The sequence below is a fragment of the Bacillus cereus group sp. BfR-BA-01347 genome (genome assembly GCF_022663835.1).
GTDB lineage: Bacteria > Bacillota > Bacilli > Bacillales > Bacillaceae_G > Bacillus_A > Bacillus_A thuringiensis_K.
Genome location: NZ_JAKUGG010000005.1, coordinates 209,688 through 225,854, shown reverse-complemented (window position 1 = coordinate 225,854; position 16,167 = coordinate 209,688). Strand labels below are relative to the sequence as shown.

Sequence of the window (16,167 nt, the reverse complement as noted above, 5' to 3'; positions counted from 1 at the left end):
GTTATATGAATATACCTAAACAATTGATGATTGGTAGTGTACCGTACGATGTGGAAGTCATAAAAGGATGGCTTGAAGAAAGAGAAAACGGAGAAGTAAGAATTGCTGAAGTAACGTATCACGAACAGCAGATCAAGATTTCGGACAACGTATCAAGGCATGAAGGGCAAATGAAAAACGTACTTCATGAAGCGATTCACGCGATGCTATATGAGTATGGATTTGATCGTTTAAATAAAGAAGCGAACGTAAATGCACTAACTACAGTCTTTTTCGACTTTATTAAAAACAATATTCGTGGTGGTATCTCCAGCTTTGTAAGTCATGAATACTTAGTGCTTACGTCTCCTGAGAAAAAAGTAAAGAAAGAAGAGCAGCGAGGGCTTTCATTTATCAATACAGCAACAGAACTTGTGAAAATGATTAATCAACAACCACCTGAAGCGGAAGTTCATAAGGCTTTAGATCTAGGGGATACGTATAAACAACTACGTGAATCGGCTATTAAGCCGACCGAAGATAAGCCGACTCGTAAACTACCGATCGTAGAAGTAAATCGTAGCTCGTTTCCTATGGAAGAGATAGCAAAAATCACGAAAAAAGAAGAAGCAGATCCCATTCATTGGAAAACAGGTATTAAGTATGACGAAGAAGGTACACCGAGATATCGTACACGTTACGAGTGCTGCATGTGCGGGAATCGTGGAAATCAATATGAATATGAGGGGAATAAATTTACGAAATGCCACAAATGTAACGCGAAACTCAAGATAGTACAGGCGACGAAAAATGGATTCCCTGAACGCGATGCATTCGGTAATTTTTACGTAGCTAATGAAGAATACAGCGTTATTTTGGATGGTGAGTAAAGATGAAGAATATATCTACAAAAAACTTAAGTGAAGAGCTAGAAACACGTGAAGGTGTCACAACAGTGCAAGTAAGTCCCCATGAAAAGATTGAAGTAGCCGGTATTACGGTTGAGGGTCCGGCAGTAATACTTCTAAATAAAGACTAGGGGTGATTGGATGGAACTTGTATACGAATATCCGATTTGGACAACATGGTTCATCTGTGTAATATTCTTTGGTTTAGCTAGCATTATAGAAACGATTAAGAAGTAAGGAAAAGGAGCTGAAAAGAAATGAAATCAACAGGTATCATTCGTAACATAGACCCACTAGGACGAATTGTAGTTCCAATGGAATTACGCCGTACATTAGGTATCCAGGAAAAAGATCCAATGGAGATTTTTGTAGATGGTGAATCTATTATTCTACAAAAATATAACCCTAATGGTTCTTGCCAAATTACAGGTGAGGTTTCTGACCAAAATATAGAATTAGCTGGTGGGAAACTCGTACTGAGTCCTGAAGGGGTTGATCAGGTATTAGCGGAAATTGAAGCACATTTGAAGGGGTGATAAAATGAGCGAACCTAATAAGCAATATACAAATATCGAACTGGAAATTATTTTGGATAACTTTGTAAAAGCGTTACTGATGCAGATGCGTATGCAGCGTGAAATGTCAAAGTTGTATAAAGCACGTTTCGATGCACTTGTTTCGGAAGGTTTTACGGAGCAACAAGCATTGGAAATCGTAAAATCACGGGGTATAGAGTGAAAGGCTCAGAAGCAATATTACGAGCAATGCACCAGGCAGGAGGAGAAATCCCAGCTACGCAGTTCGATATGTGGCTGGGACAACTCTCTCAGTTAGGTCTACTGGAGCAAGTCACGAAAGATGATAAGCATGTTTATTATTACCGGCTTACGGATAACGCAAGACAGTTTTTAGCAAAGAAGGGTGTTATTTAAATACCTAATTCTTTTAATGATGGAACAACGTTATTAAAAAAAGCTGTCTCTAATTCTTTTATATTATGGTATCTTTGAGCGGTTTTAAAATTAGTCCCTTTTTTGAAAAACTCTTCAAAAACAGGATTATTAAATACCCCATCATCGATTCTACCTGTAAACATGTAATAAATAAGCCTTGTAAACGCGTATGTTTCATGATGCATTTCATAATATTTAAAACCGATATACCATAGCTGCGGATCATTGAGAGAGCCTTTTGGATCTGTAGGGAAACGCGTAAGCTGACTTTCTGGGATTTTCACTAAACCGAAGTCCGCGACTTTAGTTAACTTTGTACTATCAAAATGTTTTATGAGTATATTATTGGGTGAAATGTCTCTATGAAGAATATCTTGACTATGTATTTGTTGGAATGCTTTGCAAATTTGACGAATAAACATAAGCTTTTCATTAACATTTTCAAGACCTGGATGTCGTTTGATATACTCTTCAAGGGTTTCATCAGCGTATTCCATTATGTAATAATTCTGCTCTTTATTTATGGCGTAGACTTCGAGAATAAAAGGTGATTTTAAATCTTTCATTACCTCGAATTCTCTATAAAAACGCACTTTCTCTTCTGTTTTTAAAGTAGTATGCGCTTTTTTGTAAGCAAACTCTTTGTTATAAAGTGGATCTGTAAACTTATATACAGTCGCGTAAGATCCTACACCAATTTCCTCCGTAGGAAATGTAAGGACACCGGTAGGTCGTTCGACTTTTAGTCCGGTTTTTAATGTGAAAATAGGATTGAGCTCTTGTACATTAACACGCTGAATGTAGAGCGGGATTGCAGTACCGCCACTAGTCTGTAAAAATGCTTTAAAGCTTCTAAAAATCTCACTGTAGTAAGGATCTATTTCAAAATTGAATGACGTATCAATTAAATTGTCCTGTATTTTTTGCAAATCTGCTATTAAAGTGTATAATGCTAGGCTTTCCTTAGCATTATAATGTCTACCTTTATGTAATTTTGTGTTGAAAAAATCAAGCAGGTTATTAAAAGTGTCATGAAAAAAAGCAAAAAGTTCATTTAAAGGGGTAGGGATATCTGTATAAAATTTCAAAATTCGTTTATTTAAAACGCAGTTATACTCCTCTAAATAACTTTCTAAATTGTCTTGTATATAATCTGCTAACTTCTCTTCAGTTGAAATGACCATATATGCGAAAACCTCCATGAATATTATTTATATAATCATAACAAAAAATGCATATTTTGGTTATATGAATTTAAAGATTTTAAAAAACTAGTGTATCTCATTTTAATTTTTAAGGTGAAGATAAATGACTTAATGCTCTGATTCAAACAACGAATCACGCAAATAGAAGACACAACAAAGAAAGCGAGGGAGGAACATGACTTCTGGGGAAATTCGTATCTTACCAATCGATAATTGAGAGTTTTTGTGATAAATCTTGAATGGAAATGAAATAGTCTGTTATTACATGCTTATGGATAGTGTGAGCGAGTTTTAAGCTATTCATATGGAGGATATCAATAAAAACTCTCTGAATATGGTATTATAACGATATTGGTACTCTAATGTCTAAGTTTATTTGAAAGGGAGAATTTTACATGGATTTATTTAAATTAGAAGTCGCAGAAAGTGCATTACATTCGAATTTCAAAAATATAAAAGATAATGCTGATCTAAGAAAAGTTATTAATAATTGGTGTATAGGTTTTGAAGATCGTGATAATAAATTTGTAAAAGAATTTCAAAACACTTTTAATTCATCATTTTGGGAGATATATTTACACGCTTCTTTTAAAAATCTAGGTTTTAAGACGGACTACTCTCATGATGCGCCAGATTTTCATTTGAAATCTAGAAAAACAAAAAAAGAATTTTTAGTTGAAGCAGTTGCAACAAAGAATCCTGATAATGGAACGCCTGAACATGAAAGAATTGAAGAATTGAATCGCTTATATAAAAGTGGTAAATCTGATGAGGAAATACACAGTGAGATTGTTCATTTAGCAACAGAAAGAATAGCTAATAGCATAAGTACTAAATGTGGTAAGTACGAAAACCGGTATTCAAAGATGGAGCATGTAAAAGGGAAACCGTTCATATTAGCAATCGGTAGCTTTGAGCAACCACTGTTTTATTTACAAGGAATAGGAGCTATACAAAGAGTTCTGTACGGTTTAACAAAGGCTGAGTATAGAGGTGATATGCCATATATGGAGTTCTCAGATCATATTATTAAAAAAAGTACAGGTGGTAAAATTCCAATCGGATTATTTAATGATGATAAGCATAGCTTTATAAGTGGTGTGATTTTTAACCCAATAGCTACAGTAGGTAAATTGCGGGCATTATCATTAAATAAAAGTAAAGATATTATAGTAAACACGTATAAATATAATGATTACGATACAGTGGCGACTATAAATTCTGAACCACATACAAAATATCGGGAGTCATTATTAGATGGGACAAGTCTTTTCTTAAACCCGTATGCGGACAATCCAATTGATCCTAAAGAATTTGAGAATCCTGATATAGCTATTTATCATCATAAAAATTCTGCGAAAATAAAGCATAACTTTTTGTATTCACGAACAATAATTGATATTAAAACCAATACATCAGATATTCAAGAGATGCTATAGGGATATATAGAATTGAAATCGGCTTCTCCTAGCTGGAAAGTCGGTGCTACGTGGTTATGAGAAAGCAGCGGCGTGGCACGTGTTTTGAGATTCGGAGATTCACAGCTGTTCACACGAAAATAAAAATATATAAAAGAAAAGTTTTTAGGAGGGGGTCTAATACACTACAGTACTTAAAAAAGAAAAAGAAAATAAAAAAGAACCCCCCTTAAAAAAATATACCTTATATATATAATATAAATATAAAACTAATAATTATATATTATATATATAGTATTATTTATTAATAGTTATATAGTATGTAATACTATTAATGGTTTAAGGTGTTTGTTTTAGGGGGTTGATTTTCTGAGTCAGGAGGTTCGGAGATGACCAGAATTGATGGCTATGTTTCAAAGAAGACGATACGACTATGGCTGGAGAATTACGAATCGTTGGCTGTAGGTGATCGGTTCCCTGATGCCCCGCCTAGCTTTACTGGACCTGGTGCACAGGACGGGAAAGGTGATGGGCGGTTGAATAAGATTGTGCTGGATCAGGCGATTAAACAATTACCGAAGAATATGCGGTATGTCGTACTTGCGCGGTACGTGGTTAAGGTTCCGCGGAAACGAATACTGCATACGCTGAGTATTAATGCCAATGAGTATTATAAGTACTGTGATAAAGCTGTAGATACGCTCTATCTGATAATCAATGGTGACATGGTTGGTATGAACCAGCTAATAAAAAAAGTTGAGCAAGGCTTGACAAAGTAGGGTTTTTCTAGGTACAATTTATGCTAGGATAGGTATTTTGTGTACATATCCTCCATATTTTCATTATGTCAAAAGCCAGGAACCTAGCACATGGGTACCTGGCTTTTTCTATACCCGTTGGATTGGATTGGACTGTGGCGTATATAGTAGGTAGAAACTAAGGTGACGACTGTAGTAGTTTTCTAACTGTCGGCAACACGAAAGGTGAAACCAATGGGTGTTTTTATCAGCCGAGCTCGCTGAGAGAGAAGGGTCTTTGAAACTCAGGGGGTCATAATCATTTATATCGGTATCATAACTTAAAAGGTTTTGACACTTTGTTATGGGTGTGATAGTATCAAGGTATCAAATGGTGTCATAACTTAGTGTCATTAGTTAGGGCCGAAATGGAGCTGATATGAATGAAGTACGGATATGCGAGGGTAAGTACGATTCACCAGGACTTAGAGGCACAGATTCAAACACTGGAGAAGGAAAGCTGTAGTATAATTTATTCAGAGAAGTTCACTGGTACAAAAGCTGATCGTCCTAAGTTTAAGGAACTACTTTCGATACTAGAGTCAGGTGACACACTGGTAGTTACAAAGCTGGATCGCTTTGCTCGTTCGACAGTCGATGCTATACAGACAGTAAGAGAACTGTTTGAAAAAGGTGTGAAGGTACATGTATTGAACATGGGACTAATAGAGGATACACCGACTGGGCGCTTAGTCTTCAATGTTATGAGCGCGTTTGCGGAGTTTGAACGTGACATGATTGTTGAGCGGACACAAGAAGGTAAAGCAATTGCTAAGCAGCGTGAAGGCTTTAGGGAAGGTAGACCGAATAAGTACAGTAAGAAACAAATTGAACATGCGCTAGGCTTATTAGCTAATAAGCATTCATATAAGCAAGTAGAAGAAATGACTGGAATCAGTAAAAGTACACTAATACGAGCAAAAAAGAAAAAAGAGTCGGAAAAATAACTTCGGCTTTTTCTTTTTTGCTCGAGAACATATTCAATCCCCCGGGGGAGGTCAGATCTGATGAGGGGCTGGCAGGTGCTCGTAACGTTCCGCCAGAATTTTTAAACTCGGGGGGCTATACAAAACATACGAATTTCAAGGCAATCGATACTAAATCGGTTGCCTTTTTCTATTTCACGAAGAAAGGGGAGCGAAAGAATGGCTAAGTTAGACGAATTAAAGCAGAAACTCACGGCTAAACAAATTCAAGCAGCGTACTTACTTGTAGAAAACGAGTTGATGGAATCGAACAACGAAGAAAAAAGGACTCAGGACGAAATGGCCAACGAGCTAGGTATAAATCGAACAACGCTTTGGGAGTGGCGAACTAAGAACCAGGACTTCATCGCATTTAAGAGTGAAGTGGCAGATAGTTTTCTTGCAGAGAAGCGTGAGCAGGTGTACAGCAAGTTAATGCAGTTAATTTTAGGGCCACAACCGAGTGTAAAAGCTATGCAATTGTATATGCAGCGATTCGGTTTACTGACTGATAAGAAAGTAATCGAGGGTGATCTAGGAAATGCGACCCGTACAAATGCGGAAATCGAAGAACAGCTTCAGAAATTAAAAAAATTGACAGGCGAGTAAAAGGAGGGCGGGCTACATGGCATATATAGACGGTAAATGGTTAGCCCGTCAAGAACGTCAGGAACGTATTAATCTTGTAGCAGAAAGGGCGAAGAAATTACAGGAGCTGTACGAAACTGGTGAGGCTACAGAATATTACATGGATACACTACTTGCTGACATCGATGAGCTAGAAAAGTTAAAAAGGGTGCATCGTGGAGAACATGACATGTTGTACTTCATGTATGAGTATTTTTCGGAAGAAGGAAATCCCGGGAATCCTGATAACTTAATTCCGGCTGGAGTAACGATGGATGATGCAGCTGAATTTCACCAAACGTTATGTGGGCTTTTAGATGACATCACAACAGGTAGGGAGAAAAAGAAAAAAGTGGCCTGGAGTGTAGGGCGTGGCCATGCGAAAACGGCATACCTGAGTAACGGTTATTTGTGTCATCAAGTCGTGTATCGATTAAAGCAGTACATTGTTTTGATTTCTGAAACTTCCGATGTAGCCGGTGACTTTATATCTTGGGCACGTGATCAGTTAAAGTATAACGAAAAATTGCGTCAAGATTTCGGTATCTTACTTCACGAACAAAAAAATCGAAATGAAGTAGATAACGATAAAGAGTTCGTGACTTTAACAAACACGAAAGTCGAAGCGAAAGGTATAGGGACACAGGTACGTGGGTTACGTCACGGTTCCAAAAGGGTTCAGCTCTATATTTTGGATGATTTGGAGAGTAAAGAAAATACCGCGACAGTTGATTTAATCGCGAAAAATAAGCGTTGGTTCAAGGAAGAATTGCTTCCAGGTTTAAGTCGACAAGAAGGTGCCTGTATTTATATGGGTACTATCGTTTGTTACGACAGCTTATTACACCATGTTATTAAAAACCGTCGTGACTTTGTATCAAGATCATTCCCGGCAATTTTGAAATGGTCAGAGCGCGAAGACTTATGGCAAGAATGGCGTGAGATTCGTCAAGTGGATGAAGAGGGCGCTTCTGATAAAGCTCGTGAATTTTACGAACAAAACAAAGAAGAAATGCTCCGTGGTACAAAAACGTTATGGCCATCTCATTTCCCATACATCGATCTGATGGAAATTAGGGAAGATGACGGTACCAAAGCGTTTAACCAGGAGTATCTATGTAACCCGACTGACGAGGAAAGGCAGATATTTAAACCTAAATATTTCACGTACTGTACTGAAAGTGATCTAAAAGATAAAAAACTTTTATATTACGGCGCTGTCGATTTTGCAATGGGGAAAGAAAAAGGTGACTACAGTGTAGTTGTTACACTTGCGAAAAACGTTGAAACAGGAACTTGTTACGTTATCGATATTTTTATGGAGCGTGTGCATCCAAATACGTTGTTAGAAAAGGCTGTAGAATACACGCTGGAATATCAATACGAAGCACTTGCGGTAGAGGCGCAACAAGCGCAGGAGTGGTTTGCTGAGAAGGTTGCTGAAGCGTTGCAAAAGAAAGGGTATCCTTCATCGACTCGCTTAAAACAAATTAAGCAACGTACACGAAAAGCACTACGTATTGAGTCATTATTACCTGATATACAGAGTGGTAAATTACGTTTTATGAAACATTTACGTGCTTTATTGGAGCAATTTGAAATGTATCCGATGCATCCACATGATAATGGTCCGGATGCAGTTCAAATGGCTTTTTCTATTGCATATAAACGTGCAAGGCGTAAAGCGGGAACTACAGGAAATTCAAGATATTGAGAAAGGAGGGGCTTGAATGAGAGTACAAGGTGATCGTAATTTTATGAATCCAGTAGAAATTGTAATGCCAGTTCGTACCGCACTCGGCGATTGTGAGTGGACACGCATTATGTCCGAGGTTCGCTTGTATGAGCGTTATGAAGGAGACTTAAACGTATGGACTGATTATAAAAAACCAGACAATCTCGACTACGAACCTACGAAAATACAACTTGATTATCCTCAAAAAATCGTAAACATGATTGCAGCGTGGCAATTTGAAAAAGAACCGAAAGTCACAGTTCCTCCTAATGTGATAGATGACCCAGCGCTTATGATTCAATCAGGATATGAGCCTAGTGAAGAGCAACAACGCGAAAACAGTAGAGCGAAGGCGAAGGAAAGGTTATTAACATGGGTTTGGGATGATAACCGAATGCATGAGAAGTTATTAGCAGCAGCAAAGGACCGCGCCATTTCCAAAACTGGTGTGTATGCTCGTATTCACTATGATAAACGTCGCGGTGAATTCAAGATTATTTGGCATCCATCAACAGAAGTTATCGCAAAGTATAACGACTGGGATATAGACCAACTGGAAGAGATTCATTTTATTGCATGGCTTGATGAAGAACAAACGAAAATGTGGAAATTATCGTATTACTTAGTTTGGCATGAAGAAGCTGGTGAGTACGACTGTGAAATTGAAGAGGCTGTATACAACGGTGACTTAGAAAAACAAGAGGATAGGGTTGAGCGCTCATCAATGGGCATCGATTTTATTCCCGTTGTACCAGTGCCGACTGAAAAGCTCAGTAAGCGAACTACAGGTTATAGTGAGCTTGAAAAAACGATTAAGCTTTCTGACGAAATCGACAAAAAGATGTCTGATTACTCGGATGCGCTACGTTTTGAAATGTTCGCCATTACGTTACTAACGAATGTAGACGAGGATCCAAAGAATCCACTTCAAGTTGCACCAGGTGCGAAATGGGATTTAGGTGATGGTGCGGAAGATGCAGGTGAACCAAGCGCTAAAAAGCTAGAAAGTGGATTCCGATTTAAAGAAACCATTGAAGCGTATCTGGACCGATTGCAAAAACGCCTACATGAAAAAGCAGAAGTACCAATGGTGAATACGGCTGATATGAATACAGGTGGTATAAATGACATGGCCGTACAGCTTTTATTTAGTAATATCATTTCAAAAACACAACGCTCATGGGTGATATGGCAGTCCCGTCTACAAACCTTAAATGAGTATATTTTACGTTATATGAAAGCTAGGAAGGATGACTCCAAATTCAAATACGATAAAGAAATGTTAGCAAAAGTAGATAACTATTATGCTAGTAAGATTATTTTCGGTTTACCGTTACCGCAAGATCAAAAAGCACTTATCGAACAGTTAGGCGATGAAATTTCAAACGAAATCGAATCAATTAAAGGTGCGATTACGAGAAGTGGTAAAGAAAATGCGGAACAAAAGTTCATGGAGATTATGCAAGAGCGGATGTTGAAAAGACAGTCTCAGGATCCGTATAACGAAAAGTAATACTTGCCTTACGAAATGGCGCTATAAACTTTCGGAAATTATAGCCGACAGGCTCAAAATGGAGGATTTGCTAATGGAATACGCAAAACAAGCTACAGCATTAAAGTATTTTGTAGAAAAAGTACAAAAAACACCTAAGTTCCCACTTCGGTTAGACCTTCAGTTTTTCTCTGATGGTGGTTCGGGTGATGATCCTGACAAAAAGCCTGTTGGTACTGATGACCCACCAAAAACTTTTACGCAAGAGGAGTTAGATGAAATCGTTAAGAAACGCTTAGAGCGTGAGCGTAACAAGTCAGCAGAACAATATGGCGACTACGATGACGTAAAAGCAAAGTTAGCAGAATACGAAAAAGCTGAAGAAGAGCGTAAAAAGCAAGAAATGACGGAAATTGAACGTTTGCAGGCTGAAAAAGAAGAAGCTGATAAAAAGGCATTAGAGGCTTCCGAAGCGGCGCAAAAAGCACAAGAAAAAGCCAATACTCGTATTTTAAACACTGAAATTAAGAGCGTTGCACGTGCTTTTGATGCGAATGATCCAGGGGATGTATTGGCTCTTTTAGATAAGTCGTCCATTAAACTCGATGAGGACGGGAATTATCAAGGAGTTGAAGAGGCTGTTAATGCATTAAAAGAAAGTAAACCTTGGATGTTTAAGAAAGTTGTGGGAGCAGATGCAGCTGGTGGCGCGAATCCAGGAACAAATCCGAGAGCGAATGAAATTCTTGCTTTAGAAAAAGAGCTAGAAGAGGCGAAAACAAAGGCGTTAAAAGATTCAAAGTATGCGGGCGAGGTAACTCGTATTTATAACAAGTTGTTAGAAGCAAAATCGAAGAAATAACGGATCGTTGATTAAAAGTCAGCGATTTTTTAATTTAAAAAATTTGAGGGGGCTACAAGTATGCCAGTACCAACTACGTACGAATTTCAACAACAAGTAAGACAAATGCAAGCGAATGTGGATTTAATTCTTACGAAAGCACCTGTTCTTTTCGGATTAATTGGTGTAGGAGACGCTTTAACACAAACTAAATTTGAATGGCAGAACGACTATTTAAACTCTGATACAGGTATTGTGAAAACAGCCGCGGCTGTTGGGGATACGGACCTAGCTTTAGAAAAAGGCGAGGCTCGTAAGTTTACTGAAAATGCTCTGGTACAAAACGGCTTAGAAGTGCTACGTGTAGTAAGTGTCGATGAAAACGCCGATAAAATCACTGTGCAACGTGGTTACGATAGTACGAAAGCGGAGGCAATTACAGCTGGTGGTGAATTAAAAGTCATCGCAAGACCGAGACCAGAAGGTGAAGATGCTTTCCGTAAGAATGAGATCAATGACCGTTTAGTGTCACATAACTTCTCACAAATCTTTTCAAGATACGCATCTGTTTCACGTACACAACAACAAGTGAACACATACGGCGTATCAAACGAATTAGATTATCAAGTAAATCTGCGTTTACAAGAGATGATTCGTGAAGCGAACACGTCTTTAATTTATGGTCGTAGAAATGGCGGTTCTCCGACACAACCACGTACTACAGGTGGTTTATTTGCATTTACAGGTATTGAAGGTTCTCATAAGCAAGATTTTAAAGGGAACGAAATCGCGGCTAAACCACTGAATGACGCTGTAGAGCAAGTGTTTACGCGAGGCGGTTCAGCAAACACAATTTTATGTGGACCAAATATCGCGCGACAAATTACAAAGCTTGGTGGCGATACAATTCGTACTACGCGTCAAGATACTGCGGCAGGTTACCAAATCTTATCGTTTGTATCGGATTTACCAGGTGGAGCGATTTCTAGTGTTGTAGTTGATTTAAATATGCCTAAAGATCGTGCGTTACTTCTTGATACGGAAAAAGTTAAGGCGCGCTACTTAACTCCAATTTATGATCAAGATGCTACACCAAATGGCGCTGACTACTTCTCTCGTGTCATTCGTGGGGAATTTGGATTTGAAGTTAAGAATGCGAAAGAGTCTATCGCTGTTCTTGAAAATATCTCTAAAACAATGGCTTAAAAGGTAGCGTCTATGCTACCTTTTTTCATTTTGAAAGGAGTGTTATAAATGTCTATTTCTGAAAATCAAGCTCAACGGTTAAATAAATCGATGCCGATTGCGAAAGACACATCGCTTGGCACTATTATTAAAGGGCTTGAAGAAAAAGTAGCTCTAATACCCAAAAAGGTTGATAAACAACCAGATAGTACAGCCACTGACGTAGCGGGTGTAGTGAAAGACTTAAATGCACTTATTGCAAAGTTAAAAGCTGCAGGAATCATGACGACTTAACAAAATACAGTGACGGAGGTGACGCCAAATGAAGGTGTCGGAAAGACTGGAGAGTCGGTTAGCAAAAGTTCCAAAAGTAACTCCGGAAGACATCGGAAATTGGCTAGCTGAAGCCGAAACTGAGTCAGAATTAACCGAAGAGTTAAACGCAAATGCTGTTTTTTATCTTGCTCTGTCATTTGCTTATGAATCGATTGCAGCAGACGCAGCGCGCTATTTTTCTTATACAGATGGTGAAGAATCGGTTGATAAATCGATGATCTTTGCAAACTATAAGAAGTTATCAGCGGACGCGCTTAAAAAGTACAGGAAGTATCGACGGGGAAAAGGTACTCACCAAACATTTGCTAAGCGGGCAGATGGGAGATGATTACATGAGCGATTCTCAACAAGAGATGGATGCGGTGCTCGATACCATTTCCGAAGAATTTAAAGAGGAGCACGAAAAACAAGTTTCTGATACTGTAAAGGCCATTATCCTAATACGTTTGTTTTTAGTTGATTTATTGAATGACTATCAAAAGGATGGAATCGTAAAGCGTAGTAGGTTAAATGCGTTATTACGAGACCTTACTTTATACGAAAAAGAATTTCGTAAACAAGCAGAGCGGTCATTCCATACATTGATTGAAAACACGTCGAAATGGACCACATCAAAATTATCAGAAGCAGGTTTGGACGTGAAATCTATAACTGCAGTAAATAAGCAAATTATTCAAGGGGTTATAAAAAGACCTGGTGAAGATGGCTTAGTTCTGTCTGATCGTGTATGGAATTTATCTGGAGATATGAGAGATCGATTAAGTAGTGTCATTCGTCCATCTGTATTAAGGGGCGAGAGCATTGCAATGATTTCTCAAAAGATAAAGGAAGTACACGACAATGAGAAATGGAAGGTTGAGCGTGTAGCAGTTTCTGAGAGTACTAACACATACCGAGCAGCTACTATACAGAATGGCTTAGAAAGTGAAATTGTGACAGGTTATCAAATTATTGATAATGGTCACCGTCACAGATATCATTCAAAGCACACGTGTTACAAGCTAGCAAGACGCGATGCGTACGGTTTAGGGGCTGGAAAGTATCCGAAAAATATTCCGGAAAGCCTTATGAATCAATTAATAAGCCCACATCCACAATGTTCGTCACGGCTGAACTACTTAATAAGCGAGGAGGTGTAGCAATTGCTTACTGAAGATGATATTAAAGAGATTCGCGAAAATCGTGAAATGATTGAGCAGGGACGTAGAGAACCGGTGATTTTATACATTAAAGGGGTTTCTGAAAAGGATCCAATTACAGGAGAAGAAATCCAAGGTGACCCCCGAAAAGAAACTGTTCAATTAGTTTGGAAGAAATTCACGTCAGTGGAAAAGACGAAGTTCGCTGATCTCGATGTTAAAAAAGGAGAGGCGCTTGTTACATTTCCTCTTAATGTGGACTTAGAGAACATTGAAAAAATTGAACGTAAAGGTGCTTTTTACGTTATCGAACTTATCGATGAACGAGGGCTTGGTGGCGTAAATCGTCGTGAGGTCATTGTAAAGAGGGTGATTTGATGAGAATCAGAGTTGTTGTTAAAGGAAAATCAAATGTGTTAAAAGCACATAATCCCAGTAGATACAAAACACCAATTGAACAAACGGTAGAAAAACATACACGCTTACAAGCTAATCAAGCCTCTAATCGAGCACCGATATTACACGGTCCTTTATCTGAAAGTATTCCTGCAAGTGTAAAGATGGTAGTCGGTGCGAGAATTATTGGTACGTATGGATCTCCTCTTATTTACGCGGCGGTACAAGAATTTACGCACAAAACCAAAAAAGGTTTTATGCGTAAAACAGCATTTGAAGGTGAGCAACCATTTGTTGAGGATATAAACAAAACTGTTCAACGTGTAGCAAAGGGGCATTAATTATGTTGAATGATGTAATGTATTCATTAAAAAAATTGCTGGATGTTTTTGCGCCTACTACATGGATATACGATGGTGTTTCTGTATCAGGAAAAGACAAACCCTTCATTACCATTGAGGATTTGTCAGGAACAATTAGCAGGTATTCAAAGGAGAATTTCTCGCGTAATCACCTGATTCAAGTTGGTGTGTATGCAGATAAAGTTTTTGATAGGAACGATTTGCAAGATAGAATAATTAACCGATTCGAAAAGGGTTCAATTGACTTGTACGATACAAGTAAAAAGAAACCAGAACGAATCGGTTTTTTTAATGCAAAAGTAAAGGATTTTGAACCACTGTCTCAAAAAGACGTTGAGATTTTAACAGCGAAACATTTGAGTTTTATTACTATAACAATCAGAAATTAGAGGGGGACTAAAAATGGCAGAATTGAAAAAAAGTAATGCACCTGAGTTTAAGGGTGCCGAAACGCTTTACTTGATTGACATTCGGCAACCTGATGGGAAAACTACAAAAACAGTTCGATTTTTTAACCAAACGTCAGGTTCACGATCAATTGAGGCTGGAGAAATCGAGTTAAAAACGAAAGATAAGAGTGGATCTGATTACGGTGACGTAACACAATCAGCTAGTATTGAAGGGATTTGTACTGAAGGTGACGAGGGACTTGATTATGTAGAAGAAGCAATTCTTAATAAAGTTTTAGTAAGAATTCATGAAGTTAACCTACGTAGTGCAACCGCTTCTGAGTTTAAAGTTAAATCAGGAACATACATGTTGAATAGTTTGGAACTTTCTCATGAAAATGAGGAGTACTCAAAGTATTCTATCGGCTTAAAATTAAACGGGAAAATTTCTAAAGGGACGCTTAATAAAGTACCAGAAGGTGCACCTTCTGGTGATGTAGCTACACCAGGAACTGAATAAGGATGTTTTGAGGAGGATGAGAGATGGAATCTATAACAGAAATAATTGCTGATTTTGAAGTTTGCTTGGTAAAGCAGTGGATGAATTCCTGGAAAATAAATAAATAAATAAATAAATAATTGAGATTTGAATAAGCGTTCATATAAACGCTTTTTTATTTTGAACAAAAAATTGGAGGTAATTATTATGGCTGAAAAATCATATACGCGTTTCGTAATTAATGGTAAAGAACAAGAACTGAAATTCTGTTTACAAGCACTGAGATTATTAGATGAAAACGGTGGGCCGATGCAATTCGTTTCTCAAACCATGCAGGGCGGAATTACTAATTTCACGGATGTGGTTTATTACGCACTGATTCATACAAATGAGGGAATCACGTATGAGGCAGTACAGAAAGAGATTGAAAATATGTTTAATGCAGAAAAACTAGACCTTGATGAAATTCTAAAGTACAACAAAGCTGTTGTGTTAAATAGTTTTTTCTTCCAGAAGACAGTGAAGAAACTTCTAGGGACAATGACAGCGGAACAACAGAAATCGTTCGAGAACCTGTACGCATAAATATTGATGAATTGCAAGGTGAGTGTTTTCGTTTTTTTAATATGACCACCTTGCAATCTTGGCGTATTAGTCTCAAGGAATATCACCTTATGTTGAACGGATATAAGGAACAACTACTTGATAAGTACGAGTTTGCAAGTGTACAAGCTTTGTTTAATCGAAATGCTCAAAGTGACAAAATCAAGTCATTAGCGGATATATATACACGTCCAGAAAGTGTTCGTGATATTGAAAAACAAGCAAATGAACGGAAAGAAGTAGTTGAAAAAATTCAAAGGAACGAATCGTTCTTTGATCAAATAGAATCAATGATTAGAAGTCAAATACAAGAAGAGGAAGGGTAGGTGAGGTGAATG

Annotated in this window: 23 protein-coding genes; 22 read left to right on the top strand and 1 reads right to left on the bottom strand. The window is 37.9% G+C overall.

Translation table 11 applies throughout. The annotated features are described in order from the left end of the window. Nucleotides 1-5 precede the first annotated feature (5 nt). The 5 genes from MR143_RS11320 (at nt 6) to MR143_RS11300 (ending at nt 1,819) form a co-directional block, all read left to right on the top strand. Nucleotides 6-869, top strand: coding sequence for a hypothetical protein (locus tag MR143_RS11320; protein ID WP_242280762.1), 864 nt, complete (start codon nt 6-8; stop codon nt 867-869). A gap of 2 nt (nt 870-871) precedes the next feature. Continuing rightward, nucleotides 872-1,018 carry a BC1881 family protein gene (locus MR143_RS11315; protein WP_242280761.1) on the top strand — a complete coding sequence of 49 codons (147 nt, stop codon included), beginning with the start codon at nt 872-874 and terminating at the stop codon, nt 1,016-1,018. Between the two features lie 126 nt (nt 1,019-1,144). Continuing rightward, nucleotides 1,145-1,423 (top strand): AbrB/MazE/SpoVT family DNA-binding domain-containing protein, encoded by a 279-nt coding sequence (locus MR143_RS11310; protein ID WP_242280760.1) that lies wholly within the window; start codon nt 1,145-1,147, stop codon nt 1,421-1,423. A 4-nt stretch (nt 1,424-1,427) separates the two neighbouring features. Then, entirely contained in the window at nt 1,428-1,625 is a 198-nt protein-coding gene (locus MR143_RS11305) for a hypothetical protein (RefSeq protein WP_242280759.1), read from the top strand. 26 nt (nt 1,626-1,651) lie between these two features. After that, nucleotides 1,652-1,819 carry a hypothetical protein gene (locus tag MR143_RS11300; RefSeq protein WP_242280758.1) on the top strand — a complete coding sequence of 56 codons (168 nt, stop codon included), beginning with the start codon at nt 1,652-1,654 and terminating at the stop codon, nt 1,817-1,819. On the opposite strand, the gene MR143_RS11295 is transcribed toward MR143_RS11300, so the two are convergent. Further along, a complete protein-coding gene (locus tag MR143_RS11295; RefSeq protein WP_242280757.1) occupies nt 1,816-3,024 on the bottom strand; it encodes a protein kinase family protein in 1,209 nt (402 codons plus the stop codon). The two genes, MR143_RS11300 and MR143_RS11295, sit on opposite strands and share 4 nt — an antisense overlap. Nucleotides 3,025-3,440: 416 nt before the next feature. Between MR143_RS11295 and MR143_RS11290 the strand changes: the two genes are divergently transcribed. The 17 genes from MR143_RS11290 (at nt 3,441) to MR143_RS11210 (ending at nt 16,155) form a co-directional block, all read left to right on the top strand. Next, a complete protein-coding gene (locus MR143_RS11290) occupies nt 3,441-4,484 on the top strand; it encodes a hypothetical protein (protein ID WP_240379886.1) in 1,044 nt (347 codons plus the stop codon). 368 nt (nt 4,485-4,852) lie between these two features. Continuing rightward, nucleotides 4,853-5,242 carry a hypothetical protein gene (locus tag MR143_RS11285; protein WP_000196742.1) on the top strand — a complete coding sequence of 130 codons (390 nt, stop codon included), beginning with the start codon at nt 4,853-4,855 and terminating at the stop codon, nt 5,240-5,242. A gap of 401 nt (nt 5,243-5,643) precedes the next feature. Then, entirely contained in the window at nt 5,644-6,207 is a 564-nt protein-coding gene (locus tag MR143_RS11280) for a recombinase family protein (RefSeq protein WP_242280756.1), read from the top strand. A gap of 198 nt (nt 6,208-6,405) precedes the next feature. Continuing rightward, the gene (locus MR143_RS11275) at nt 6,406-6,834 is read left to right on the top strand and encodes a phBC6A51 family helix-turn-helix protein (protein WP_001086032.1); all 429 of its coding nucleotides are present in this window, start codon (nt 6,406-6,408) and stop codon (nt 6,832-6,834) included. Nucleotides 6,835-6,850: 16 nt separating this feature from the next. Then, complete coding sequence (gene terL / locus MR143_RS11270; protein ID WP_242280755.1) at nt 6,851-8,566, top strand: phage terminase large subunit; 1,716 nt, start codon at nt 6,851-6,853, stop codon at nt 8,564-8,566. Between the two features lie 16 nt (nt 8,567-8,582). Further along, on the top strand, nt 8,583-10,100 hold the full coding sequence (locus MR143_RS11265; RefSeq protein WP_242280754.1) for a phage portal protein: 1,518 nt from the start codon (nt 8,583-8,585) through the stop codon (nt 10,098-10,100). Nucleotides 10,101-10,173: 73 nt separating this feature from the next. Next, entirely contained in the window at nt 10,174-10,941 is a 768-nt protein-coding gene (locus MR143_RS11260) for a phage scaffolding protein (protein ID WP_242280753.1), read from the top strand. A gap of 60 nt (nt 10,942-11,001) precedes the next feature. Next, nucleotides 11,002-12,126, top strand: a complete 1,125-nt coding sequence (locus tag MR143_RS11255; protein ID WP_162280677.1) for an SU10 major capsid protein — start codon at nt 11,002-11,004, stop codon at nt 12,124-12,126. Nucleotides 12,127-12,174: 48 nt separating this feature from the next. Then, nucleotides 12,175-12,399, top strand: a complete 225-nt coding sequence (locus MR143_RS11250) for a head fiber protein (protein WP_053513176.1) — start codon at nt 12,175-12,177, stop codon at nt 12,397-12,399. A gap of 28 nt (nt 12,400-12,427) precedes the next feature. Beyond that, nucleotides 12,428-12,769, top strand: a complete 342-nt coding sequence (locus MR143_RS11245) for a hypothetical protein (RefSeq protein WP_000868476.1) — start codon at nt 12,428-12,430, stop codon at nt 12,767-12,769. A 4-nt stretch (nt 12,770-12,773) separates the two neighbouring features. Next, complete coding sequence (locus MR143_RS11240) at nt 12,774-13,580, top strand: hypothetical protein (RefSeq protein ID WP_242280752.1); 807 nt, start codon at nt 12,774-12,776, stop codon at nt 13,578-13,580. Between the two features lie 3 nt (nt 13,581-13,583). After that, nucleotides 13,584-13,958, top strand: a complete 375-nt coding sequence (locus MR143_RS11235) for a hypothetical protein (protein ID WP_242280751.1) — start codon at nt 13,584-13,586, stop codon at nt 13,956-13,958. Then, complete coding sequence (locus MR143_RS11230; protein WP_098297708.1) at nt 13,958-14,317, top strand: hypothetical protein; 360 nt, start codon at nt 13,958-13,960, stop codon at nt 14,315-14,317. The genes MR143_RS11235 and MR143_RS11230 overlap by 1 nt, the downstream gene beginning before the upstream one ends. 2 nt (nt 14,318-14,319) lie before the next feature. Continuing rightward, nucleotides 14,320-14,727 (top strand): hypothetical protein, encoded by a 408-nt coding sequence (locus MR143_RS11225; RefSeq protein ID WP_103623634.1) that lies wholly within the window; start codon nt 14,320-14,322, stop codon nt 14,725-14,727. A 13-nt stretch (nt 14,728-14,740) separates the two neighbouring features. Continuing rightward, entirely contained in the window at nt 14,741-15,247 is a 507-nt protein-coding gene (locus MR143_RS11220; protein ID WP_242280750.1) for a phage major tail protein, TP901-1 family, read from the top strand. A gap of 186 nt (nt 15,248-15,433) precedes the next feature. After that, complete coding sequence (locus MR143_RS11215) at nt 15,434-15,811, top strand: tail assembly chaperone (RefSeq protein WP_000818630.1); 378 nt, start codon at nt 15,434-15,436, stop codon at nt 15,809-15,811. An 89-nt stretch (nt 15,812-15,900) separates the two neighbouring features. Beyond that, nucleotides 15,901-16,155: a hypothetical protein gene (locus MR143_RS11210; RefSeq protein WP_000931847.1), complete on the top strand. Its 255-nt coding sequence runs from the start codon at nt 15,901-15,903 to the stop codon at nt 16,153-16,155. Nucleotides 16,156-16,167 lie beyond the last annotated feature (12 nt).